This is a genomic window from Streptomyces sp. NPDC000404 (assembly GCF_040300365.1).
GTDB classification, from domain to species: domain Bacteria; phylum Actinomycetota; class Actinomycetes; order Streptomycetales; family Streptomycetaceae; genus Streptomyces; species Streptomyces ramulosus.
In genome coordinates, this window is record NZ_JBEPDN010000002.1 from 416,699 (window position 1) to 439,099 (window position 22,401).

The window sequence follows — 22,401 nt, forward strand, 5'->3', positions numbered from 1 at the left end:
CCCGCACCGGACCCCCACGAACCATATAACTGATGTGACGTCAGATTCGTTTTCGCAAAGCCATGTTGAAGGCTTTTCCGCGGCTTCCGTACGCGGCGGCGCCCGCCTCGGCCGGGTGGGCCGTGGCGGGCGCCGCCGGGTGCGGGCGCGGGCGGACGCCGTCAGGTGCGGTGCAGGAGCCGGCCCAGGACGTCGCGCAGGGCCGCCTCCGGATCGTCGACGGCGCCGGGCGCTCGCCATGCCACGAAGCCGTCCGGGCGTACGAGGACGGCGCCGTCGGGGGTCGTGCCGTGGGCCTCGGCCCAGTCGGCGCCGCCCTCGGGGGCGAAGTCGTCCCCGGGGGCGTCGCCGACGGCGTAGCAGTCCAGGGGGAGCGACCAGGCGGCCGCGACCGCGGCGGCGGCGATCCGCCAGGCGGTGCCCGCGGAGCCGGTGAGCAGCACGAAGGAGCGCTCGTAGAGGTCGAGGGTGGAGCGGCGGGTGGCGCCGGAGCGCAGCCACAGGTGCGGGGCGCGGGTGCCGGGGGCGCCGGTGAGCTGCATCCGGTCGGGGACGACGGGCAGGTCCTCGGCGGCGCCCACCACGGCGCCTCGGGGATAGGCGTAGCCCAGGGCGACGGTCAGGACGCCCTTCTGGCGTGCGCCGGTGGCCGCGGGCGCCGGGTCGTAGCCGGGGTGGCTGTGTTCGGCGGAGCGGGCCGAGGCGCGGGCGCTGGTCGCCTGGGCGACCGGGCGGCGCTCCGCCTCGTAGCTCGCCAGCAGGCCGGGGCCGGCCGAGCCGTCGAGGACGGCGGCGAGTTTCCAGGCGAGGTTGTGGGCGTCCTGGATGCCGGTGTTGGAGCCGAAGGCGCCGGTGGGTGACATCTCGTGGGCGGAGTCCCCGGCGAGGAAGACGCGGCCGGAGCCGTAGCGTTCGGCGACCCGTTCGGCGGCGTGCCAGGGGGCCTTTCCGGTGATCTCGACGTCCAGGTCGAGCGCGCCGGTGGCGCGGCGGATGTGATCGGCGCAGCGGGCGTCGGTGAAGTCCTCCAGGGTTTCGCCGCTCTCGGGGTGCCAGGGGGCGTGGAAGACCCAGTGGGTGTGGTTGTCGACGGGCAGCAGGGCGCCGTCGGCGTCCGGGTCGGTGAGGTAGCAGGCGATGAAGTGGCGGTCGCCGACGACCTCGGCCAGGCCCGGGGCGCGGAAGGTGATGCTGACGTTGTGGAAGAGGGCGCCGGGCCCGGTCATGGCGATGCCGAGGCGGTCGCGGGCGGGGCTGCGGGGGCCGTCGGCGGCGATGACGTAGTCGGCGCGCACGGTCAGGTGCTCACCGGTCTCGCTGCTCTTGACCAGGGCCGTCACTCCGTCGGGGTCCTGGTCGAAGGAGAGCATCTCGTGGGAGAAGCGCAGATCGCCGCCGAGTTCACGGGCGGCGCGCACCAGGACCGGCTCCAGGTCGTTCTGGCTGCACAGGCACCAGCCGGCGGGGCTGAAGCGGCCCAGTTGGCCGCCCGGGTCCATCTCCCGGAACAGCCACTGCTGCTCCTCACCCGTCAGGGAGGGTGCCTGAAGGATGCCGTGGTTGTCGGCGAGGACGGAGGCCGCCTCGCGGATGCGGTCCTCGACCCCCGCGGTGCGGTACAGCTCCATGGTGCGGACGTTGTTGCCGCGTCCGCGTGGATGGCGCGAGGTGTCCGAGTGCCGCTCCACCAGAAGGTGTTCGACGCCCAGACGTCCCAGGAACAACGAGGCCGACAGACCCACCAGGGATCCGCCGACGACGAGTACCGGAACCCTGACGGTTTCCGTTGTTTTCATTGCGTGCTCCAGCTCCTCCGGCGGCGCGTACGGGCTGGATTTCCCCTGATGACAGGCGATTCGATCATGCTTCACCCGCATGGGTCACAGATCTCGCGCGCCCCGGAGGACCCGTCCACGATCGACGAGACGGCCACCCCAGGCGCGGGGCCGTCGGCGACCGCTGGGCACGACGCCCCGGTGCACCAGGGCCTGATGGCCCGTCACACGATCTGCCGCAAGGAGTTGCGAAGCCGATGACCATGCTGTCGGAACGAATATCTCAGTCCGCCTTCGACGGCTCGCGCCTGCGGGTCGTTCTCCTCCTGGACCTTCACGACGGTGCCCAGCAGCGTTTCCTCGAAGCGTACGAACACCTCTGCAACCAGGTCGCCTCCGTCCCCGGTCACCTCTCCGACCAGCTGTGCCAGTCCATCGAGAACCCCTCGCAGTGGCTGATCACCAGTGAATGGGAGAGCGCTCCGCCGTTCCTCGCCTGGGTCAACAGCGAGGAGCACGTCGAGATGGTGCAGCCGCTGCACGGCTGTGTCCGTGACACCCGTTCGCTGCGGTTCAGCGTGATGCGGGAGACCGCCCACGGTGCGGACTCCGCGCCCGAGCCCGTGAAGGGCAACTTCCCCGCCTCCCCCCGCGTCGGCGACGGCATCGTCCGCCACGCGCTGACGTTCACCGTCAAGCCGGGCAGCGAGCCGAAGGTCGCGGAGATCCTCGCGGGCTACACCTCGCCCGAGGCGCGCGTCGACGACACCACCCGACTGCTGCGCACCACTCTCTTCCTGCACGGCAACCGTGTGGTGCGGGCCGTCGAGGTGCAGGGCGACCTGGTCGCCGCGCTGCGCTACATCGCCCGGCAGCCGGAGATCCGGCAGGTCGAGGAGGCGATCAACCCCTATCTGGAGCAGGACCGGGATCTGTCGGACCCGAACTCGGCGCGGATGTTCTTCACCCGCGCCGCGCTGCCCGCCGTGCACCATGTGGCGGCAGGCGCGGCGACACCCGCCGACGTCTCCCGCCATGCGCTGTTCTACCCGGCCCGGGAGGGCTGCGGGATGGCGCTGGCGCGGCTGCTGGCGCAGCAGGACGAGGCGGCGGCCGGCGATCCGGCGAGCCCCGTCGCGGCCAGCACCGTCTTCCAGCGCGACGACGTCGTCGTCCGCCTCGTCGACCTGACCGCCGCCCCGGAGAGCGATCCGGCGGCGGTGCTCGGGGTGCGCGGCGCCCGCAAGACCGAGGTGCTGCGGCGGCTGCTGGACACCGGGCAGGCCGGTGAGCTGTCCGACGACCGCGATCTGGCCCGGTTCCTCGCCCGCTGCGACATGCGGCTCATCACCGACCGCCGGTCCCCGCGGCCCTGACCGCACCGGCCCGCCGCCCGCCGCCACGCGGCGCGGCGGCGCACCACCCATCCCGCACCATCTGGAGGAAGACAGCCATGAGCACCCACCGCCCACGCATCGTGGACCTCGGCGAGACGCAGCCCAACCGCCGGCGCGGAGGTGACCTGCGCGCGATGCTGACGCCCAGCGCGGTCGGCGCCACCAGCGGCTTCATGGGCATGGCCCTCGTCGAGCCGGGCGAGCGCATCGGCGAGCACTACCACCCCTACTCCGAGGAGTTCGTCTACGTCGTGGACGGCGCCCTGGAGGTCGATCTGGACGACGAGACGTTCTCGCTGGTGCCGGACCAGGCGCTGCTGATCCCCCTCGGGATGCGGCACCGCTTCCGCAACGTCGGGAACGTGCAGGCGCGGATGGTCTTCCATCTGGGCCCGCTGGCGCCGCGTCCGGAGCTGGGCCACGTCGACACCGAGGTCACGGAGGTGTCCGGGGCAGCCGCGCAGGCGGGCCCACCCGAACGAACGGAGGCGGTTTCATGAGTCGCCGTGTCGCGGTCACCGGCATGGGGATCGTGGCGCCGGGCGGCGTGGGCGTCCCCGCCTTCTGGGACCTGCTGTCCGCCGGGCGCACGGCGACCCGGGCCATCTCGCTCTTCGACGCGACCGGGTTCCGTTCCCGGATCGCCGCCGAGTGCGACTTCGACCCGGTGGCGCACGGCCTGAGCGGCGAGCAGATCGCCCGCTCGGACCGGTACGTCCAGTTCGCGCTGGTCGCGGCCGCCGAGGCGCTGCGCGACGCCGGTCTGGACATGGCGGCGCAGGACCCGTGGCAGGTCGGGGTGTCGCTGGGCACCGCGGTCGGCGGCACCACCCGGCTGGAGCACGACTACGTGGCGGTCAGCGCGTCCGGCGCCCGCTGGGACGTCGACCACCGGCCGTCCGGGCGGTACCTGGAGCGGGCGTTCGCGCCCAGTTCGCTGGCGTCCGCGGTGGCCGAGGAGGTGGGCGCCCACGGGCCGGTGCAGACCGTGTCGACGGGCTGCACCTCCGGGCTCGACGCGATCGGGTACGCGTTCCAGGCGATCGAGGAGGGCCGGGCCGACGTCGTCGTCTCGGGCGCGTCGGACTCCCCCATCTCCCCGATCACGGTGGCGTGCTTCGACGCGATCAAGGCGACCTCGGCCAACAACGACGACCCGGAGCACGCCTCCCGGCCGTTCGACGCGCACCGCGACGGCTTCGTGATGGGTGAGGGCGGCGCCGTCCTCGTCCTGGAGGAGCTGGAGCACGCCCGGGCCCGCGGCGCCACCGTGCACTGCGTCATCGGCGGCTACGCGACCTTCGGGAACGCGTACCACATGACGGGGCTGACCCAGGAGGGCCTGGAGATGGCCGAGGCGATCAACCACGCCCTCGACCACGCCCGGCTCGACCGGTCGGCCGTCGACTACGTCAACGCGCACGGGTCGGGCACCAAGCAGAACGACCGGCACGAGACCGCCGCGGTCAAACGGTCCCTGGGGGCGCACGCCCGCAAGGTGCCGATGAGTTCCATCAAGTCGATGGTGGGCCATTCGCTGGGCGCGATCGGCGCGATCGAGATCGTCGCGTCGGTGCTGGCGCTGACCCATCAGGTGGTGCCGCCCACCGCCAACTACGAGACGCCGGACCCGGAGTGCGACCTGGACTACGTCCCGCGCACGGCCCGGGAGGCCCGGCTGCGGTCCGTGCTGTCGGTCGGCAGCGGATTCGGCGGCTTCCAGTCCGCCGTGGTCCTGACCGACCCGGGAGGGAGAGCGTCATGAGCGCAGGTGAGCGACGCCGCTGCGCCGTCACCGGCATCGGTGTGGTGGCCCCCAACGGCACCGGCACCGAACCGTTCTGGAAGGCGACCCGGGAGGGCATCAGCGTCCTGGACCGCGTCACCCGCGAGGGCTGCGGGCAGCTGCCGCTGAAGGTGGCCGGCGAGGTCCGGGACTTCGATCCCGGCGGTCTGGTGGAGGAGCGGTTCCTGGTCCAGACGGACCGCTTCACGCACTTCGCGATGGCGGCGGCGGACCTCGCCCTGGAGGACGCCGGGCTGGTGCCCGACGACGCGCGCTCGCCGTTCGCGGTGGGCGTGGTGACGGCCGCCGGCTCCGGCGGCGGCGAGTTCGGCCAGCGGGAGCTCCAGCAGCTGTGGGGCAAGAGCCCGCGCCATGTGGGCCCGTACCAGTCGATCGCGTGGTTCTACGCGGCGAGCACCGGTCAGGTGTCCATCCGCGGCGGCTTCAAGGGGCCGTGCGGGGTGGTGGCGAGCGACGAGGCCGGCGGTCTGGACGCGCTGGCGCACGCCGCCCGCACCCTCGCGCGCGGCACCGACGCCGTGGTCGTGGGCGCCGCGGAGGCACCGCTCGCGCCGTACTCGATCGTCTGCCAGCTCGGGTACGAGGACCTCAGCCTGGTGCCCGACCCGGAGCGTGCCTACCGACCGTTCACCTCCCGGGCCTGCGGGTTCGTGCCTGCCGAGGGCGGCGCGATGCTCGTCGTCGAGGAGGAGCGGACGGCGCGGGAGCGGGGCGCCGCGGTGCGTGCGGTGGTGGCGGGGCACGGGGCGACGTTCACCGGTGCGTCCCGGTGGGCGGATTCCCGGGCCGGGCTGGCGCGGGCCGTCGAGGTCGCGCTGGCGGAGGCCGGCTGCGCGCCGGAGGAGATCGATGTGGTCTTCGCCGACGCGCTGGGCGTTCCGGCGGCCGACCGTGCCGAGGCGCTGGCGCTCGCCGACGCGCTCGGCGGGCACGCGGCGCGGGTGCCGGTGACCGCGCCCAAGACCGGGACGGGGCGGGCGTACTGCGGCGCCCCGGTCCTGGACACGGCGGCGGCGGTGCTGGCCCTGGAGCACCAGGTGGTGCCGCCGACGCCGAACGTCGTGGACGTCTGCCACGACCTGGACGTGGTGACCGGCTGGGCGCGCCCCGCCGAACTGCGCACCGCGCTCGTCCTGAGCCGGGGGCTGATGGGTTCCAACGCGGCGCTGGTGCTGCGGCGGGCCGACGGCTCCCCCTCATGAGAAGGAGAACTGCCATGACCGACCGACTGACCTTCGACGAACTCGCCGCGCTGATGAAGTCGGCCGCGGGGGTCACCGTCGACCCGCAGGAGCTGGCCGCCCGGCCCGATGTCCTCTTCGCCGAGCTGGGTCTCGACTCGCTCGGCCTGCTCGGCATCGTGGGCGAGCTGGAGAACCGCTACGACCACCCCATGCCGGAGGACGCCGAGCGCTGCCGTTCTCCCCGCGACTTCCTCGACCTCGTCAACACCGCATCCCCGACAGGAGCCTGACATGCCCGGCCACACGGAGAACGCCATCACCATCGCCGCCCCGCTCGACTTGGTCTGGGAGATGACCAACGACCTGGAGAACTGGCCGCAGCTCTTCAGCGAGTACGCGTCGGTCGAGATCCTCTCGCGGGAGGGCAACAGCACCACGTTCCGGCTGACGATGCATCCGGACGACAACGGCAAGGTCTGGAGCTGGGTCTCGGAACGGACCGCCGACCGCGAGGCCCTGAGCGTGCGGGCGCGCCGCGTCGAGACCGGTCCGTTCGAGCACATGGACATCCACTGGACGTACGCGCCGAACAAGACCGGCACGACCATGCACTGGACGCAGGACTTCGCGATGAAGCCGCAGGCGCCCGTCGACGACCAGGGCATGACCGACCACATCAACCGCAACTCCCGCATCCAGCTGGAGCTGATCCGCGACAAGATCGAGCAGCGCGCCCGGGAGCTGCGCGGCGCCGTCCCCGCCAACTGACGGGCCACCGCCCCCCGTTCGCCACGCCGCCCCCGGGGCGGCGGGAAAGGTACCTGACCGATGCACCACGCACTGATCGTCGCCCGGATGTCCCCGGAGTCGGCGCCGAAGATCGCGGACGTGTTCGCCGCGTCCGACCGGACGGAGCTGCCGCATCTGGTCGGCGTCACCCGGCGGACGCTGTTCCAGTTCGGCGACGTGTATCTGCACCTCATCGAGTCGGAGCAGCCGCCCGGGCCGGAGATCGCCAAGGTGACCTCGCACCCGGAGTTCCGCGCCATCAGCGACCGGCTGTCGTCGTTCGTCAGCCCGTACGACCCCGAGACCTGGCGCGGGCCGAAGGACGCGATGGCCCATCAGTTCTACCGGTGGGAGCGCGCGGGTCTGGACTGACCGGACGCCGCCGCAAACGGGCCGCCCGCCGGGGAAGTTCTCCCGGCGGGCGGCCCGTTGCGGTGGCGGCGGCGCGGCCGCGTCAGTGCGGGACGGTGCACTCGAAGGCGTGCAGATACGGGTTGACCTCCAGGATGTCGTGGAGCACGAGCCCGGCCTCGGTGACCCGGCGGACCAGGCTGTCCTTGGTGTGCTTGGCGCCGCCGACGTTGAGGAGCAGCAGCAGGTCCATGGCGGTGGTGAACTTCATCGACGGGCTGTCGTCGACGAGGTTCTCGATGACGACGACCCGGGCGCCGGGCTCGGCGGCGTCCATGACGTTCCGCAGGGTGCGGCGGGTGGACTCGTCGTCCCACTCCAGGATGTTCTTGATGAGGTAGGCGTCGGCGCGGACCGGGATGGCGGTGCGGCAGTCGCCGGGGACGACGGTGGCGCGGTCGGCGAGCGGACCGCCGTCGCGCAGCCGCGGGTCGGCGCCGGCGACGACCGCGGGGAGGTCGACGAGGGTGCCTTCCAGGTGCGGGTGCTTCTCCAGGAGGGCGGCCAGGACGTGGCCCTGGCCGCCGCCGATGTCGGCGACGGTGGCGGCGCCGGACAGGTCGAGGAGGGCCGCGACGTCCTGGGCGGACTGCCGGCTGGAGGTGGTCATGGCCCGGTCGAAGATCTGCGCGGAGTCGCGGGCGTCCTGGTGGAGGTAGGTGAAGAAGTCCTTGCCGTAGAGGGTGTCGAAGACGTCGCGGCCGGAGCGGACGGCCTGGTCGAGCAGCGGCCAGGCCTGCCAGGTCCAGGGTTCGGTGCACCACAGGGAGATGTGGCGGAGGCTGTGCGGGGTGTCGTCGCGCAGCAGGCGGGACATGTCGGTGTGGGCGAAGGTGTTCTCGTCCGGCTCGGTGAAGATGCCGTAGCAGGTCAGGGCGCGCAGCAGGCGGGCGAGGGGCCGGGGTTCGGTGCGGACGGCGGCGGCGAGTTCCTCGGCGGTGGCGGGGGTGTCCCCCAGCGCGTCGGCGACGCCGAGGCGGGCGGCGGCGCGGACGGCGGCGGCGGGCGCCGCGCCGAAGATGATCTCCCGGAGCTGCATCGCCGCCGGGGGCGCGGGCGGCTGCTCCGCGGGGGGCTGGGGTCGGTCGCTGACGGTGGTCATGGAGTCTCGTCTCTCCTGGTGACGGGCGTGCGGGTCAGCACAGCCCGGCGGGCTGCGAGATACGGCACGTGTTGCGGGTGAAGTGGTTGCTGGTGGCGGTGTCGCGGTTGGCGAGGTCGGGCTTGTTGCCGAGCAGGATGTTGCCGGTGACCTCGTTGCGTTCGTTGCGGGCGCCGACGAAGCTGCGGAAGAGGACGATGCCGCCGGCCATCGGGGAATCGCCGGCGTTGTCGCGCACGAGGTTGCCGGTGACCTCGGTGCCCTCGGCGCCGGTGAGCACGATGCCGACGCCCTGGAGGGCGGGCAGGCGCTTGGTGGCGGGGCACTTCCTGGTGTTCTCGGAGACGTTGTTGCCGCGGACGCTCAGGTCGCCGCCGCGGGGGCGGGATTCGTCGCCGACGACGAAGACGCCGCTGCAGTTGCCGGTGATGTCGTTGCGGGCGATGTCGAGGTGGCGGACGCGGCGGGCGGTGATGCCGATGCGGTTGCCGGTGACGGTGTTGCCGCGGATGTCGGTGCCCTGGGTGTCGAGGGCGCCGCCCTCCTCGTCCACGGTGTTGGCGACGAAGATCCCGGCGTCGCCGTTGCCGGTGACGGTGTTGCCGCGCACCGTGGCCCGGACGGACTCCTGCTGGGCGATGCCCCACTGCCCCATGTCGCGGGCGGTGACGTCGCGGACGCTGAGCCGGTCGGTGCCCGAGGCCCAGACGCCGCTCTTGCGGAAGCCCTCGACGGTCAGCGAGCGCAGCGCGACATCGGCGACGCGGTGGCCGGGGCCGCCCAGCACGCAGATGCCGTTGCCGTCCTTGCCGCAGTCGCCCGCGGCGCGGGTCGCGGCCCGGCCGGCGGGGGGCCGCAGCACGGTGCGCTCCCCCGCGCCGCGCAGCGTCAGGCCCGGCTTGTCGATGCGGACGCTCTCGCGGTACGTGCCGGGGGCGAGGCGGACGGTGTCGCCGGGCTGCGCGGCGTCCACGGCCTTCTGGATCGACTCACCCGGGTGGACGGTGTACCCGTCGTCGGCCTGGCCGGGCGGGGCGGCGGCCACCGCGGTGACCAGCATCGTGACCAGGCAGCCGGTTGCTGTCAGTTGTCGTTTCACCATGAGGCGAAGCTATGGGCGCGCGCCGGGCCCCGCCACATGTGGTAACCCGAGGGGCACGCTGCGTGCGCGACCGGGTGGTGGCGTTCCCCCCGGTGGTGGCCCGGGCGGGGCCCGCGCATCATGGAACGGGCCGCCCCCGCGGGGCGCCCTGCCCGGTCCGCCCGTCCCCCAGGAGCCGCGTATGAGCGCCGGAACGGACCTGCTCATCGATGCCTTCGGCCGGATCCGGGAGACCGTCGAGGAGGTGGTCGACGGGCTGGGGCCACAGGAACTTGCCGCGTCGCCCCAGGGCGGCGGCAATCCGATCGGCTGGCTGGTGTGGCACCTCACCCGGGTGCAGGACGACCACATCGCCGAGGCGGCCGGCCTCGAACAGGTGTGGACGGCGCTGGGCTGGGCGCACCGCTTCGGGCTGGCGCTGCCCGCGTCGGACACCGGCTACGGCCACTCCCGGCGGGAGGTGGCGAAGGTCCACGATCTGACGGCGCTCCAGCTGCTCGGCTACCACGACGCGGTGTACAAGGTGACCCTCCGCTTCGTCGAGGACCTCCAGGTCAAGGATCTGAACGAGGTGATCGACCGGTCCTGGGACCCGCCGGTCACCCTCGCCACCCGGCTGATCAGCGTGATCTCCGACAATCTGCAGCACGTGGGGCAGGCGGCGTATGCGCGGGGGCTGCTGGGCGGCTGAGACGGAACGGGCCGGGCCCGCCGCGGTCTCTCCCGCGGCGGGCCCGGCCCGTGTCACGTCCGGCGGCGTCAGCTCTGCGCGGCGGCGCGCTGCTCGTAGCCCACCAGGCGCACGCAGACGGCGAGGCCCTCGATGGCGGCCTCCAGCTCGGCGAGGCCGGGGTAGCTGGGGGCGATGCGGATGACGGCGTCGCGCGGGTCGTCGCCGTAGGGGTGGGTGGCGCCGGCCGGGGTCAGCACGATGCCGGCCTCGGCGGCGCGGCGCACGACCTCCTTGGCGCAGCCGTCGGGCACGGTGAGGGTGACGAAGTAGCCGCCCTTGGGCGCGGTCCACTCGGCGAGGCCGGTGGCGCCCAGCTCGGCGTCGAGGATGCGGGCCACCGCGGCGAACTTGGGCGCCAGCAGGGCGCGCTGGCGCTCCATGTGGGCGCGCACGCCGTCCGCGTCGCGCAGGAACATCACGTGCCGGAGCTGGTTGATCTTGTCCGGGCCGATCGACCGCTTGCCGTTGTTGGCGAGCAGCCAGGAGACGTTGGCGGGCGAGGAGCCGAAGAAGGCGACGCCGGCGCCGGCCGCGGTGATCTTCGAGGTGGAGCCGAAGACGAACGCCCGGTCGGCGTGGCCGCTCTCCTCGCAGGCGGCGAGCACGTCGACGATCTGGACCTGCTCGTCGGTGAGGTGGTGGGCGGCGTAGGCGTTGTCCCAGAAGATGCGGAAGTCCGGGGCGGCGGTGGGCATCGCGGCGAGGCGGCGGACGGTCTCGTCGCTGTAGACGACGCCGTCGGGGTTGCTGTACTTCGGGACGCACCAGATGCCCTTGACGGACGGGTCCTCGGCGACGAGGCGCTCGACGGTGTCCATGTCGGGGCCGTCGGCGGTCATCGGCACCTGGATCATGTCGATGCCGAAGCGCTCGCAGAGCGCGAAGTGGCGGTCGTAGCCGGGGACCGGGCAGAGGAAGGCGATGCGCTCCTGGTCGACCCAGCGGGACTCGGCGCCGGGCAGGACGCTCAGCAGGGCGTGCACGATGCTGTCGTGCATCAGCTCCAGGCTGGAGTTGCCGGCGGCGAGCAGCTGCGGGACGGGGACCTGGAGCACGTCGGAGAAGATCTCGCGCAGCTCCGGGAGGCCCTGGAGGCCGCCGTAGTTGCGGACGTCGGTGCCGTTCGCGGCGGTGTGCCGTCCGCCGGGCAGGCTGAGCAGGTCCTCGGAGAGGTCGAGCTGCTCCGGTGCCGGCTTACCGCGGGTCAGGTCGAGGGCGAGCCCGCGTCCGGCGAGGTCCTTGTAGTCACTCCGTGCCTGGTCAAGGAGCTCGCTGAGGGTGGCGGCGCTCAGCTCGGTGGTCATGGTGTTTCCTCTCGACCGCGATGTTGCCGGGATGGCTCGGCTTGCCCCCACGAGCATACAAACCGCCGGTCGGGCGCGGTCGGGCGCGGTCGGCCGGGGCCGCCGTCACCGGGCGGCGGCGGTGCCAGGTGGCGGTCACGGACGAACGGCACACCTTCGGCAGTGGGCCCGGACCCGGTGCTCCCTGGCGCGACATCGCGGATTTCGTCAGGTCACGCACCTCGCTGGGCTCTCCAGGTGACACACATGGCGTGTCACCTGGAGACCGATATTCGGCAAGACCGCCGCACCTACGTTTTTCATATGAAACGTCACATGTATCTCATCGGCGCGATGCTCGCCGCCGGGGCGACCTCGTTGGCACTGCTCCCCTCTCCGTCGGCCTCGGCGCACCCGTCCGTGGTCGCGCGTCAGGCCGGGACGCAGTTGTTCGGGTTCACCGGGGCGCCTGAGCAGTTCACCGTCCCCGACGACGTCTGCGGCCTGAATGTCGAGGCGTTCGGAGCGGAGGGCGGCGTCGGCCAGTACGGAGTGCCGGGCGGCCGTGGCGCGGAGGTGTCGGCGACGCTCGACGTGTCGCCCGGCGAGGTCCTCACCGTGGACGTGGGCGGCGCGGGCCACTCCGGCGAGGACTATGCCGACCCGAACCGCGCCCAGGGCGGCTACGGGGGCGGCGGCCGGGGCGGCGCCTACGTGGCGGGCGGTCAGATCTCCGGTATCGCCGCGGGTGGCGGTGGCGGCCGGACCGTCGTCAGCGCCGGGGCCACGCCGCTGGTCGTGGCCGGTGGCGGCGGCGGTGGCGGCGCGTCCTTCTTCTCCAGCGCCCTCAACGGCGGCGACGGCGGGGAATCGGGCGAACCGGGGCAGGGGCTGCCCGGCGACGACGAGGGCAAGCCGGGCCGTCCGGGCGGCGAGGGAGGCCAGGGCGGCGTCAACGTCCCCCACACGGATCCCAACGGTGAGGACGGCGCCTCGGCGGTCGGGCCCGTCGGTGGCGCCGGCGGCAACAGCATCCTCGACCCGCACGGCGGCGCGGGCGGCGGCGGAGGCGGCGGAGCCACCGGCGGTGGCGGTGGCGCGGCGTCCCCCACCGCCTACAACAGCGGCGCGGGCGGCGGCGGAGGCTCCAGCACCGGCCCCGCCGGCGCCACCTTCACCACCGGCGCCCGCCAGGGCGACGGCCAGGTCACCTTCGCCTGGGAACCCTGCCCGACACCGACACCCACACCGACCCCGACACCGACACCGACGCCCACACCGACGCCCACGCCCACACCGACCCCGACACCCACCCCAACGCCCACCCCAACGGTGACGCCGACCCCCACACCGACGCCCACCCCCACCGTGCCGCCGACGCCCACGCCGACCCCCACACCGCCGAAGCCAACCCCGTCGAAGACGTGGAAGCCGAAGCCGAAGCCGTCGAGAACGTGGCACCCCTGCGACAAGCACGGCGACAAGCACCACCCCGGCCATTGCCCGCCCGGAAAACACTGGCACAGTCACCAGAGCTGAGAAGGATCAACACCGGCCGGCACAGCGACCGGGTGCCGGTCCGGGCAGCCATGAATGGCTGACGCACCCGGGTCCGGCACATGAACGTGCCGGACCCGGTTCGCCGTCGCGTAGGTCCGGTGCGGCCGGAGGGACGGTGTCCGTTGCGGGACTAGGGCGCGTCCGGTGCCTCCAGGACGACGACCGCCTCATCGGTATAGGTGAGGAAGGTCAGCGTCTCCTCCAGATACAGCTCGATGCCGTGTGCGTCATGGGCGGTGTAGCCGATGGCGACGTCCCGGCCGAGGCGGAGGGCGAAATCGCCGCCGCGGGTGGAGAGCACGAACGCGCCGTTGACGGCGGGCGCCCAGATCGGTTTGCCGTCCAGGATCCGGGCGAGGTGGGCGGCGATCGGGTAGCCGTGGTCGGAGGTCTCGCTGACCGCCGTGTACGCGTCGGCGCCGAGCAGCAGCGCGTACGGGCCGCCGACGCCGGCCAGCCGCAGCGCGGTGAGGGCGCCGCTGACCGCGTCGGGGTAGTCGCGGGCCTCGGCGGGCAGCCGCAGGACGGGGTTGGAGCTGCGGGCGCGCAGTCCGTCCACGCCGGCGGCCGGGTAGCCGTCGAAGACGGCGTGGTCCTCGGCGAGTGCCAGGGCGCGGGCGGCGTCCTTCACCGGCTGCCAGTCGGAGTCCTGTGAGCCGCGTTCGACGTCGTCGACGGCGGCCCGGGTGACGGTGAAGGAGCTGCGCAGCTCGACCAGGGGTCTGGCCTCGCGCAGCCGGGCGGTGACGCCGGGGGCGGGCGGTTCGATGCCGGTGGTGTGGCCGGTGCCGACGGCGGCGAGCCGCGGTCCGCCCGGGTCGGGGACGTCGACGACGCGGCGCCCGGCGACATGGCGGCGGAAGGTGCGGCGGGCCTCCTCCTCGATCTCCGCCCACGCCTGCGGGGTGATCGGGGCGAGTTCGCGGTGCAGGTTGCCGGTGCCGCACGGCGCCGGCACGGCGGGGGCGGCGGTGGTGTCGGTCATGGCGCTCAGGCTCCTTTCAGGCTGCCGATGCGCAGGGAGCCGCCCGGGTCGGCGGCGCCGGTCGGCGGGGCGGGCGGGTCGTCGAGGAAGTCGGCGCCGGGCACGAAGAACAGGCCGCCGGTGACGGCGCGGGAGAAGTCGAGGATGCGGTCGGTGGTGCCCGGCGGGTCGCCGAGGAACATGTTGTCGAGCATCCGCTCGGTGACCTCGGGGGTGCGGGCGTAGCCGATGAAGTAGGTGCCGAACTCGCCCTGCCCGACCCGGCCGAACGGCATGTTCTCCCGGACGATCTTCCGTTCGGTGCCGTCGGCGTCGGTGACGGTGTTGAGCGCGACGTGCGAGTCGGGCGGCTTGACGTCGTCGTCCAGTTCGACGTTGGCCGTCTTGGTGCGGCCGATGACGCGCTCCTGCTCCTCGACGGTGAGCGCCTGCCAGGCGGCCATGTCGTGGAGGTACTTCTGCACGATCACATAGCTGCCGCCGCGGAACGGCGGGTCCTCGTCGCCGGTGTGGACGGCGTCGGCGGCGGCGCGGCCGGTGGGGTTCTCGCTGCCGTCGACGAAGCCGAGGAGGTCGCGGGCGTCGAAGTAGCGGAAGCCGTGGACCTCGTCGACGACGGTGACGGCGGCGCCGAGCCGGTCGGTGAGCAGCCGGGCCAGTTCGAAGCAGAGGTCCGGGCGGGCGGCCCGGAGGTGGAAGAGGAGGTCGCCGGGGGTGGCCGGGGCGTGGTGGCGGGGGCCGTGCAGCGGTCGGAAGGGGTGCAGGTAGCGGGGGCGCGGGCCGTCGAAGAGGCGGTCCCAGCCGGCCGAGCCGATCCCGGCGACGCAGGTCAGCTCGGCCTCGGGGGCCCGGAAGCCGACCGAGCGGACCAGCCCCGCCAGGTCCCCCAGCCCGTCCCGGACGGCGCTCTCGCCGCCGGGGGCGATGGTCGCCACGAGGAACACGGCGGCGCGGGCGGGCGGCATGACGACGGACTGCGTGGTGACCATGGGGCTCCCGGCGGGGTACGGGGAGGCGTCGGGGGCGGCGAACCCTCCGACGGACCAATCCCTCCAAAGCAGGCAAAATTCATGGAACGGGGTCAGCGTATCCGTGCCCGGTACGGCGTGCAGTCGGGCGACGCGCCGCGGCCGGGCGGCGGACGGCCGGGCCCCGTGCGGCGGGCACGCGTCGGACCGTGCCCGTGCCGGGCGGCGGGGCCGTGCCGGGCCGCGCGACGGCCGCGCCTCGTACCACGCCCCGTCCGCCTCGCCCGCCCCTCGCGCCCCGCCTAGCCTGGCCGGAAAGGCCCGCTGCGGGCCGTGCCCGGATGACGGAAAGGGTGGACGCGGTGAGCACCTCCGAGGAACGGGAACAGCCGACGCACCGGGTGGGGCCCGTCCCCGAGGGCGAGCCGTCCGCCCGGCCCTACCACCACCCCGCCGCCGGCTGGGGCGCCGCGAAGAGCGTGGGCCGGGTCCTGGCCCGGGAGAAGCAGTGGGTGGACGGGCCGCGGGCGATCTTGCGGATGAACCACGAGAACCGCGGCTTCGACTGCCCCGGATGCGCCTGGCCGGACGACACCAAGGGCCTGCACCTGGACATCTGCGAGAACGGCATCAAGCACGTCACCTGGGAGATGACCCGCAAGCGCGTGGGGCGGGAGTTCTTCGCCGCGCACACGGTGACCGAACTGTCCTCCTGGAGCGACTTCGCGCTGGAGGACCAGGGCCGGCTGACCGAGCCGATGGTCTACGACCCGGACACCGACCACTACGTACCGATCAGCTGGAAGGACGCGTTCGCGCTGTTCGGCCGGGTGGTGCGGGAGCTCGACAGCCCGGACCGGGCGGCGTACTACACCTCCGGGCGGCTCGGCAACGAGGCGACGTTCCTCTACCAGCTGATGGCCCGGGAGCTGGGCACCAACAACCTGCCGGACTGTTCCAACATGTGCCACGAGGCGAGCGGGCGCGCCCTGACCGCGTCGCTCGGCACCGGCAAGGGCACCGTCGACCTCAAGGACTGGGAGGCCACCGACGCGCTCTTCGTGATGGGCGTCAACGCCGCCTCCAACGCGCCCCGGATGCTGACCGCGCTGGCCGCGGCGTACGACCGGGGCGCGCAGATCGTGCACATCAACCCGATGGTCGAGGCGGCCGCCACCCGCACGATCGTGCCGCACGACTTCACCGACATGGCGCTCCTCAAGGCGACCCGGACCGGCACCCTGAACCTCCAGGTCCGCATCGGCGGCGACATGGCGCTGCTGCGCGGGATGGCCAAGGCCGTCCTGGAGCAGGCGCGCACCGACCCCAAGGCGCTCGACCAGGAGTTCATCGACCGGCACACCACCGGCTTCGCGGCGTACCGGGCGGTGTGCGAGGCCACGCCCTGGGAGGAGATCGAGCGGCAGTCGGGCATCGCGCGCGCCGACATCCTCAAGGCGGCGCGGATCTACGGCGACGCCGACCGCTCGATCGTCAGCTGGTGCCTGGGCATCAGCCAGCACGAGCACGGCGTCGACACCGTCCGGGAGATCGTCAACCTGCTGCTGCTCCGCGGCAATCTGGGCCGCGAGGGCGCGGGCCCCTCCCCCGTCCGCGGGCACAGCAACGTGCAGGGCAACCGCACCTGCGGCGTCGACCACCGGCCCGGCGGCGCGTTCCTCGACCGGCTCGCGGAGGTCTGCGGCATCGAACCGCCGCGGGAGCACGGGCTGGACACCGTCGGCACGGTCGAGGCGATGCACCGCGGCGAGGTACAGGTCTTCGTCGGCATGGGCGGCAACTTCGCCATGGCGGCGCCCGACACCCCGTACACCTGGGCGGCGCTGCGCAACTGTGCGCTGACGGTGCAGGTCAGCACCAAGCTGAACCGCAGCCATCTCGTCCACGGGAAGCAGGCGCTGATCCTGCCGTGTCTGGGCCGGACCGAGAAGGACCAGCAGCGCGGCGGGGTGCAGAGCACGTCCGTCGAGGACTCGATGAGCATGGTCCATCTCTCCGTCGGCATGAAGCGGCCCGCCTCGCCGCACCTGCTGTCGGAGCCCGCCGTCATCGCCGGGCTGGCCCGCGCGGCGCTGCCGGACAGCGCCACGCCCTGGGAGTGGTACGTCGAGGACTACGACCGGATCCGCGACACGATGGCGCAGGTCCTGGACGGTTTCGAGGACTTCAACCGGCGGGTGCGGCTGCCGCTCGGCTTCCGGATCAAGCAGCCCGCCCGGGAGCTGGTGTTCCGCACTCCGTCGGGGAAGGCGGAGTTCTCCACGGCGCCGCTGCCCGACGTGGTCCCGGCGCCCGGCACGCTGGCGCTGGGCACCCTCCGCTCCCACGACCAGTGGAACACCACGCTGTACTCGGACAACGACCGCTACCGCGGCATCCGCAATCTGCGCACGCTGGTCTTCATGAACCACGACGACATGCGGGACCGCGGCATCGCGCAGTTCGATCCCGTCGACATCACCGCCACCGCGAAGGACGGCACCACCCGGGCGCTGCGCGGCTATCTCGCCGTGCCGTACGGCCTCCCCCGCGGCTGTGCGGCCGGGTACATGCCGGAGATGAATGTGCTGGTGGCGCTCTGCGACTACAGCGTGCAGAGCGATCAGCCGCTGATGAAGCATCTGAAGGTCACCATCGCCCCGGCGGGGTGAGGCCCGGTCAGCGGCGGGCGAAGCGCTCCAGGAGGAGATGGGCGCGGTCCTCCGCGGCGGCGAGTTCGGCGGGGTCGATCTCGGCCCGCCACACCTCGCCCGCCGCGGCGTCGTCCGCCTCCCGCAGCTCGACCACCGCCACCGCCAGCCGGGCCTGGGCGTCCGGGAACGCCGCCGGCCGGCCGCCGTCGAGCGCCCGCTCGGCCCGCGCGGCGGCCGCCGTGCACGCGGCCAGCGCGCGCTCCACCCGCACCACGGCCCGGTCGTGGACCACCAGCAGACCGCAGAGCAGTCCGACGACGATGCCGAGGACGCTGGCGAGCGCCCGGTCCGCGACGAGCGTCCCGGCGGACTGCGGTGCGGTCAGATCGGTCATCAGCAGCGCCAGCGGCGTCAGGAAGACCACGCCGAGGCCGTAGTTGCGCGGGACGACGTACTCCATCAGGAACTCCAGCGCCACGATCACCGCGACCAGCACGCCGGGCCCCGGCGCCAGGGCCAGGACCGCCAGGACGATCACCAGCCCGGCGGCCGTGCCCAGGGTCCGCTGCACGGCGCGCTGGGTCGCCGTGCGGACGTTGACGGAGTGCAGCACCGCCGCCGCCGTCAGCGCGGCCCAGTAGCCGTGCCCGAGGCCGAGCGCCAGGGCGGCGCCGCCGGCGACGGCGGTGGCCAGCGCCATCCGCAGGGCGGGGACGAGCAGCACCGAGCGGTGGCCGGGGCCGCCGGGGTGGCGGCCCGCGACGAGTTCGGCGGCGCGGAGTTCGGCGGGACGCGGCGGCACGGGGCCCGCCCCGGGCGGCGCCGGTGTCCCGGCGTCCCGGTCGGCCCGGGCGGCGGCCGGCCAGGTCTCCGGGGGCAACAGCAGCGGCGGGACGCGCCGGCGCCGGTCCGCCAGGGCCCGGGCCTGACGGCGCAGCTGCCGGGCGAGCGCCGCCGGGTCGTCCGGCGGCCGGGTCGCGGAGCCGATCAGCAGCGACCAGGACAGATCGGTCAGCCGGCCGCAGACCCCGCGGTGGCGCTCCGCGCCCGCCGCGTGCGGCAGCAGGCCGAGGGCGTGGTGGGCGCGGAGCACGGCGGCGGTCGCCCGGTGGCGCCGCCGGCCGTCGTGGTCCGCGCCCGGGGCGTCCCAGAGTTCGGCGAGCGCGCGGAGCGCTGTGGCCACCGCGAGGCGCTGCGGGCGGTCGGGGTGGACGAGGCGGCCCGCCATGGCCAGCGCCCAGGCGAGCGCGGCGCCCGCGGCGGCGAGCGCGGTGTGCGGCAGGACGTCGGCGGGGGTGGACGTGCCGTTGGCCGCCGCGGCGAACGCGAAGAGCAGCAGCACCGCGCCGAGCCCGCCCAGCCGTGCGGCGTCGCAGGCGTACTTCGCGGCGCCCGCGACCAGCGCCATCGCGGCGACCACCACGGCGGCGCCGCCCGCCCGGGGCAGCGCCCAGGCGGCGAGCGCCGAGCCGGTGCCCACGCACGCCGTCATGGCGAGCGCGACCAGCGCCAGGGCGCGGGCGCGCCGCCGGTAGGGCAGATTGCGGCCGAAGGTGGTGGTGAAGGCGCCGAGCATGGCGTAGACGGCCAGTTCGGTGCGGCCGGCCGCGGCGAGCGCCAGCGCCGGGAGCGCCATGGCGAGCGCGGCGCGCAGCGCGAAGGTGAAGGCCCCGTCCACCGGGTGGAGGGTCAGCGACCCGCGCGGCGAGAGCACCCGCACCACCCCGGCCACCGCCTGCCGCGGGCCGCGCGCGGGGGCGGTGCGGCCGTCGTCACCGGCCGGGTTCATGAGGGCGTACGGGGATCGTGCGGGCGGGGCGGTGTGCGCATCTCTCCGGTTTCCGGTGGCGAACGGGGGCTCTTCCACAACCCGGCCGGCGGTGGCGGAATTCCGTCTTCCGTTCGCCTTCGGTGAAATTCCGTGACATGTCACAGGTGACCTGTGCACCTCGCTGACCTGCGACGTCCTCCCGGGCGGCGACATCGCGGGGCCGTGCCGCCGCCCGGGGCGGACACGGCCCCGCGAGGACCCGCGCGTTACGCCGCCGCGTCCTCCGCGCCCCCGGCGCCCCCGGCGCCCTTGCGGACGGTGCAGTGCAGCGAGTCGTCATCGCCCACGTCGGCGACGATCGTGTCGCCGGGGCCGGCCTCGTCCGCGAGGAGGAGGGAGGCGATGCGGTTGTCCAGTTCGGTCTGGATGGTGCGGCGCAGCGGGCGGGCGCCGAACTCCGGCTGATAGCCGTGGGCGACCAGCAGTTTCTTCGCCGCCTCGGTGACCTCCAGCGTCATGTCCTGGGCGTGGACGCGGCGCCGGCTGCGGTCGAGGAGGTGCTCGACGATCCGCGTCAGATCGTCCTCGGTGAGGCTGTGGAAGAGGATGATGTCGTCGATGCGGTTGAGGAACTCCGGCAGGAAGCGCGCCCGCAGGTCCGCCATCAGCTCGTCCTTCAGCTCGGAGACATCGCCCTCGTGCGCGATGATCCGCTGGGCGCCGATGTTGGACGTCATGATGACGACGCAGTGGCGGAAGCTGACGGTGCGGCCCTGAGCGTCCGTGAGGCGGCCGTCGTCGAGGATCTGCAGCAGGGTGTTGAAGATGTCCGGGTGGGCCTTCTCCACCTCGTCGAAGAGGAGCACGCAGTACGGGCGGCGGCGCACCCGGTCGGTGAGCTGACCGGCCTCCTCGTAGCCGACGTAGCCGGGCGGCGCCCCGACGAGCCGGGCGACGGTGTGCTTCTCCTGGAACTCGCTCATGTCGAACCGGATCATGCGGTCCTCGTCGCCGAAGAGGAGTTCGGCGAGGGTCTTGGCGAGTTCGGTCTTGCCGACGCCGGTGGGGCCGAGGAAGAGGAAGGAGCCGACCGGCCGGTGGGGGTCGCCCATGCCGGAGCGGTTGCGGCGGACGGCCTCGGAGACGGCGGTGACGGCCTCGCTCTGGCCGACGATCCGCTCGTGCATCGCGTCCTCCAGCTTGAGCAGCTTCTCCTTCTCGCCCGCGGTGAGCTGGGCGACGGGGATGCCGGTGCGGCGGGAGACGACGTCGGCGATGTCGGCGGCGGTGACGGAGACGACGCCCTCGCGGCGCTCCTCGATCCCGGCGAGTTCGCCCTCCGCCTCGGCGATCTGCCGCTTGAGTTCGGCCGCCTTGTCGAAGTCCTCCGCGGCGACCGCCTGGTCCTTCTCGCGGCCCAGCTTGGCGAGGCGGTCCTCGCGGCTGACGACCTCGGTGGAGCGCCCGGCGCTGCGCAGCCGCACCCGGGCGCCCGCCTGGTCCATCAGGTCGATGGCCTTGTCGGGCAGGAAGCGGTCGCTGACGTAGCGGTCGGAGAGTTCGGCGGCGGCGGTCAGCGCACCGTCGGCGAAGCGGACCTGGTGGTGCGCCTCGTAGGAGTCGCGCAGCCCCTCCAGGATCTGCACGGTCTCCTCGACGGTCGGCTCGGGGATCATCACCGGCTGGAAGCGGCGCTCCAGGGCTGCGTCCTTCTCGATGTGCTTGCGGTACTCGTCGATGGTGGTGGCGCCGACGACGTGGAGTTCGCCGCGGGCCAGCGCGGGCTTGAGCATGTTGCCGGCGTCCATGGCGCCCTCGCCGGTGGCGCCCGCGCCGACGACGGTGTGGAGTTCGTCGATGAAGAGGATGATCTCGCCCTCGGCCTGCTGGACGTCCTCGATGACCTTCTTCAGCCGCTCCTCGAACTGGCCCCGGTACTGCGCCCCGGCGACCATGCCGGACAGGTCGAGGGCGACGACCCGTTTGTCCTTGAGCGTCGCGGGGACCTCACCGGCCACGATGCGCTGGGCGAGCCCCTCGACGATGGCGGTCTTGCCGACGCCGGGCTCGCCGATGAGGACCGGGTTGTTCTTGGCGCGCCGGGAGAGGATCTCCACGGTCTGCTCGATCTCGTCGGCCCGGCCCACGACGGGGTCGAGCTTGCCCGCCCTCGCCTCCTCGGTGAGATCGCGGCCGTACTCGTCGAGGGTGGTGGCCGGGGGTTTGGCGGCGGCGGGCGTGCCCTCCGCGCGGGCCGCCTCGTCGGCCTGCCGCCGCACCTTGTCGACGTCGAGGTCCTCGGCGCGCAGCAGCCTGGCGGCGCCGGATTCGGCGCCGGCGCCGGAGGTGTCGAGGAGGGCGCCGAGGATGTGTTCGGGGCCGATGTAGGAGACGCCGGCGGCCTGGGAGCGGTCGTAGGCGGCGGCGAGGGTGCGTTTGGCGGCGGGGGTCAGGCCCGGTTCGGCGGAGGGTTCGCCGGATTCGCGGGGCAGGACGGTGGCGATGCGGCCGCCGAGGCCGTCGGGGTCGACGCCGGCGCGGGCGAGCAGGCCGCGGGCCGGTTCGACCTGGGTTGCGGCCCACAGCAGATGTTCGGTGTCGAGGTCGGAGGTGCCGTCCTCGGCGGCCCGTCCGGCGGCCAGGTTGATCAGTTCCTGGGACGATTCGGTCAGCAGCCGTCCGATGGGGACCCGTTGGACGGCGGGCGGCGACGACGCCGGGGACATCCCGAAGAACCGGTTCAACAGCTCGCTGAACGGGTCGGACGCGCCGAAAGCGGAACCGAACGGCATCGACATGACTGCTCCTGGTGCGTGGGGGTCGTTCTCACTCAAGCGCGGCCCCGGGCGCTCCGCAAACGGAGGAAGGCCCCGCAGCGGA

General features: G+C 73.5%; 18 protein-coding genes. 10 read left to right on the forward strand and 8 right to left on the reverse strand.

What is annotated here, in order from left to right:
- Positions 1-161: 161 nt before the first annotated feature.
- The gene (locus tag ABT345_RS04965; RefSeq protein WP_345082038.1) at positions 162-1,796 is read right to left on the reverse strand and encodes an FAD-dependent oxidoreductase; all 1,635 of its coding nucleotides are present in this window, start codon (positions 1,794-1,796) and stop codon (positions 162-164) included.
- A gap of 236 nt (positions 1,797-2,032) precedes the next feature.
- Here ABT345_RS04965 and ABT345_RS04970 point away from each other — a divergent pair, with 236 nt between their 5' ends.
- The 7 genes from ABT345_RS04970 to ABT345_RS05000 all read left to right on the forward strand — a co-directional run bounded on the left by ABT345_RS04970 (position 2,033) and on the right by ABT345_RS05000 (position 7,324).
- Positions 2,033-3,151, forward strand: coding sequence for a SchA/CurD-like domain-containing protein (locus ABT345_RS04970; protein ID WP_345082041.1), 1,119 nt, complete (start codon positions 2,033-2,035; stop codon positions 3,149-3,151).
- Between the two features lie 77 nt (positions 3,152-3,228).
- Positions 3,229-3,672 carry a cupin domain-containing protein gene (locus ABT345_RS04975; RefSeq protein WP_345082044.1) on the forward strand — a complete coding sequence of 148 codons (444 nt, stop codon included), beginning with the start codon at positions 3,229-3,231 and terminating at the stop codon, positions 3,670-3,672.
- Complete coding sequence (locus ABT345_RS04980) at positions 3,669-4,937, forward strand: beta-ketoacyl-[acyl-carrier-protein] synthase family protein (protein WP_345082047.1); 1,269 nt, start codon at positions 3,669-3,671, stop codon at positions 4,935-4,937. The genes ABT345_RS04975 and ABT345_RS04980 overlap by 4 nt, the downstream gene beginning before the upstream one ends.
- Complete coding sequence (locus tag ABT345_RS04985; protein ID WP_345082050.1) at positions 4,934-6,181, forward strand: beta-ketoacyl synthase N-terminal-like domain-containing protein; 1,248 nt, start codon at positions 4,934-4,936, stop codon at positions 6,179-6,181. The genes ABT345_RS04980 and ABT345_RS04985 overlap by 4 nt, the downstream gene beginning before the upstream one ends.
- Before the next feature lie 14 nt (positions 6,182-6,195).
- Complete coding sequence (locus tag ABT345_RS04990) at positions 6,196-6,453, forward strand: phosphopantetheine-binding protein (protein WP_345082053.1); 258 nt, start codon at positions 6,196-6,198, stop codon at positions 6,451-6,453.
- A gap of 1 nt (position 6,454) precedes the next feature.
- Complete coding sequence (locus tag ABT345_RS04995) at positions 6,455-6,931, forward strand: SRPBCC family protein (RefSeq protein WP_030282619.1); 477 nt, start codon at positions 6,455-6,457, stop codon at positions 6,929-6,931.
- 60 nt (positions 6,932-6,991) lie between these two features.
- Positions 6,992-7,324: a TcmI family type II polyketide cyclase gene (locus ABT345_RS05000; RefSeq protein WP_345082060.1), complete on the forward strand. Its 333-nt coding sequence runs from the start codon at positions 6,992-6,994 to the stop codon at positions 7,322-7,324.
- 82 nt (positions 7,325-7,406) lie between these two features.
- Here ABT345_RS05000 and ABT345_RS05005 read toward each other — a convergent pair whose 3' ends face one another.
- Together ABT345_RS05005 and ABT345_RS05010 are read right to left on the reverse strand one after the other, a co-directional pair.
- A complete protein-coding gene (locus ABT345_RS05005) occupies positions 7,407-8,465 on the reverse strand; it encodes a methyltransferase (RefSeq protein WP_386458293.1) in 1,059 nt (352 codons plus the stop codon).
- Between the two features lie 34 nt (positions 8,466-8,499).
- A complete protein-coding gene (locus ABT345_RS05010) occupies positions 8,500-9,567 on the reverse strand; it encodes a right-handed parallel beta-helix repeat-containing protein (protein WP_386458291.1) in 1,068 nt (355 codons plus the stop codon).
- A gap of 181 nt (positions 9,568-9,748) precedes the next feature.
- Between ABT345_RS05010 and ABT345_RS05015 the strand changes: the two genes are divergently transcribed.
- Positions 9,749-10,258, forward strand: a complete 510-nt coding sequence (locus tag ABT345_RS05015; RefSeq protein ID WP_345082063.1) for a mycothiol transferase — start codon at positions 9,749-9,751, stop codon at positions 10,256-10,258.
- 68 nt (positions 10,259-10,326) lie between these two features.
- On the opposite strand, the gene ABT345_RS05020 is transcribed toward ABT345_RS05015, so the two are convergent.
- Positions 10,327-11,604 carry an aspartate aminotransferase type Ic gene (locus ABT345_RS05020; RefSeq protein ID WP_345082066.1) on the reverse strand — a complete coding sequence of 426 codons (1,278 nt, stop codon included), beginning with the start codon at positions 11,602-11,604 and terminating at the stop codon, positions 10,327-10,329.
- 303 nt (positions 11,605-11,907) lie between these two features.
- Between ABT345_RS05020 and ABT345_RS05025 the strand changes: the two genes are divergently transcribed.
- Positions 11,908-13,122: a hypothetical protein gene (locus ABT345_RS05025; protein ID WP_345082069.1), complete on the forward strand. Its 1,215-nt coding sequence runs from the start codon at positions 11,908-11,910 to the stop codon at positions 13,120-13,122.
- 151 nt (positions 13,123-13,273) lie between these two features.
- On the opposite strand, the gene ABT345_RS05030 is transcribed toward ABT345_RS05025, so the two are convergent.
- Both ABT345_RS05030 and ABT345_RS05035 read right to left on the reverse strand, forming a co-directional pair.
- On the reverse strand, positions 13,274-14,128 hold the full coding sequence (locus ABT345_RS05030; RefSeq protein ID WP_345082072.1) for a family 1 encapsulin nanocompartment shell protein: 855 nt from the start codon (positions 14,126-14,128) through the stop codon (positions 13,274-13,276).
- A 5-nt stretch (positions 14,129-14,133) separates the two neighbouring features.
- Complete coding sequence (locus ABT345_RS05035) at positions 14,134-15,117, reverse strand: Dyp-type peroxidase (RefSeq protein WP_345082075.1); 984 nt, start codon at positions 15,115-15,117, stop codon at positions 14,134-14,136.
- A gap of 341 nt (positions 15,118-15,458) precedes the next feature.
- Between ABT345_RS05035 and ABT345_RS05040 the strand changes: the two genes are divergently transcribed.
- On the forward strand, positions 15,459-17,768 hold the full coding sequence (locus ABT345_RS05040; RefSeq protein WP_386458285.1) for an FdhF/YdeP family oxidoreductase: 2,310 nt from the start codon (positions 15,459-15,461) through the stop codon (positions 17,766-17,768).
- A 7-nt stretch (positions 17,769-17,775) separates the two neighbouring features.
- On the opposite strand, the gene ABT345_RS05045 is transcribed toward ABT345_RS05040, so the two are convergent.
- Together ABT345_RS05045 and ABT345_RS05050 are read right to left on the reverse strand one after the other, a co-directional pair.
- Positions 17,776-19,539: an FUSC family protein gene (locus ABT345_RS05045; protein ID WP_345082081.1), complete on the reverse strand. Its 1,764-nt coding sequence runs from the start codon at positions 19,537-19,539 to the stop codon at positions 17,776-17,778.
- Positions 19,540-19,787: 248 nt separating this feature from the next.
- On the reverse strand, positions 19,788-22,319 hold the full coding sequence (locus ABT345_RS05050; protein ID WP_345082084.1) for an ATP-dependent Clp protease ATP-binding subunit: 2,532 nt from the start codon (positions 22,317-22,319) through the stop codon (positions 19,788-19,790).
- Between the last annotated feature and the right edge of the window lie 82 nt (positions 22,320-22,401).

Excerpts from the sequence above, each read along its gene's own strand:
- ABT345_RS04965 (WP_345082038.1), bottom strand. The coding sequence starts at position 1,796 with ATGAAAACAACGGAAACCGTCAGGGTTCCGGTACTCGTCGTCGGCGGA.
- ABT345_RS04970 (WP_345082041.1), top strand. The coding sequence starts at position 2,033 with ATGACCATGCTGTCGGAACGAATATCTCAGTCCGCCTTCGACGGCTCG.
- ABT345_RS04975 (WP_345082044.1), top strand. The coding sequence starts at position 3,229 with ATGAGCACCCACCGCCCACGCATCGTGGACCTCGGCGAGACGCAGCCC.
- ABT345_RS04980 (WP_345082047.1), top strand. The coding sequence starts at position 3,669 with ATGAGTCGCCGTGTCGCGGTCACCGGCATGGGGATCGTGGCGCCGGGC.
- ABT345_RS04985 (WP_345082050.1), top strand. The coding sequence starts at position 4,934 with ATGAGCGCAGGTGAGCGACGCCGCTGCGCCGTCACCGGCATCGGTGTG.
- ABT345_RS04990 (WP_345082053.1), top strand. The coding sequence starts at position 6,196 with ATGACCGACCGACTGACCTTCGACGAACTCGCCGCGCTGATGAAGTCG.
- ABT345_RS04995 (WP_030282619.1), top strand. The coding sequence starts at position 6,455 with ATGCCCGGCCACACGGAGAACGCCATCACCATCGCCGCCCCGCTCGAC.
- ABT345_RS05000 (WP_345082060.1), top strand. The coding sequence starts at position 6,992 with ATGCACCACGCACTGATCGTCGCCCGGATGTCCCCGGAGTCGGCGCCG.
- ABT345_RS05005 (WP_386458293.1), bottom strand. The coding sequence starts at position 8,465 with ATGACCACCGTCAGCGACCGACCCCAGCCCCCCGCGGAGCAGCCGCCC.
- ABT345_RS05010 (WP_386458291.1), bottom strand. The coding sequence starts at position 9,567 with ATGGTGAAACGACAACTGACAGCAACCGGCTGCCTGGTCACGATGCTG.
- ABT345_RS05015 (WP_345082063.1), top strand. The coding sequence starts at position 9,749 with ATGAGCGCCGGAACGGACCTGCTCATCGATGCCTTCGGCCGGATCCGG.
- ABT345_RS05020 (WP_345082066.1), bottom strand. The coding sequence starts at position 11,604 with ATGACCACCGAGCTGAGCGCCGCCACCCTCAGCGAGCTCCTTGACCAG.
- ABT345_RS05025 (WP_345082069.1), top strand. The coding sequence starts at position 11,908 with ATGAAACGTCACATGTATCTCATCGGCGCGATGCTCGCCGCCGGGGCG.
- ABT345_RS05030 (WP_345082072.1), bottom strand. The coding sequence starts at position 14,128 with ATGACCGACACCACCGCCGCCCCCGCCGTGCCGGCGCCGTGCGGCACC.
- ABT345_RS05035 (WP_345082075.1), bottom strand. The coding sequence starts at position 15,117 with ATGGTCACCACGCAGTCCGTCGTCATGCCGCCCGCCCGCGCCGCCGTG.
- ABT345_RS05045 (WP_345082081.1), bottom strand. The coding sequence starts at position 19,539 with ATGAACCCGGCCGGTGACGACGGCCGCACCGCCCCCGCGCGCGGCCCG.
- ABT345_RS05050 (WP_345082084.1), bottom strand. The coding sequence starts at position 22,319 with ATGTCGATGCCGTTCGGTTCCGCTTTCGGCGCGTCCGACCCGTTCAGC.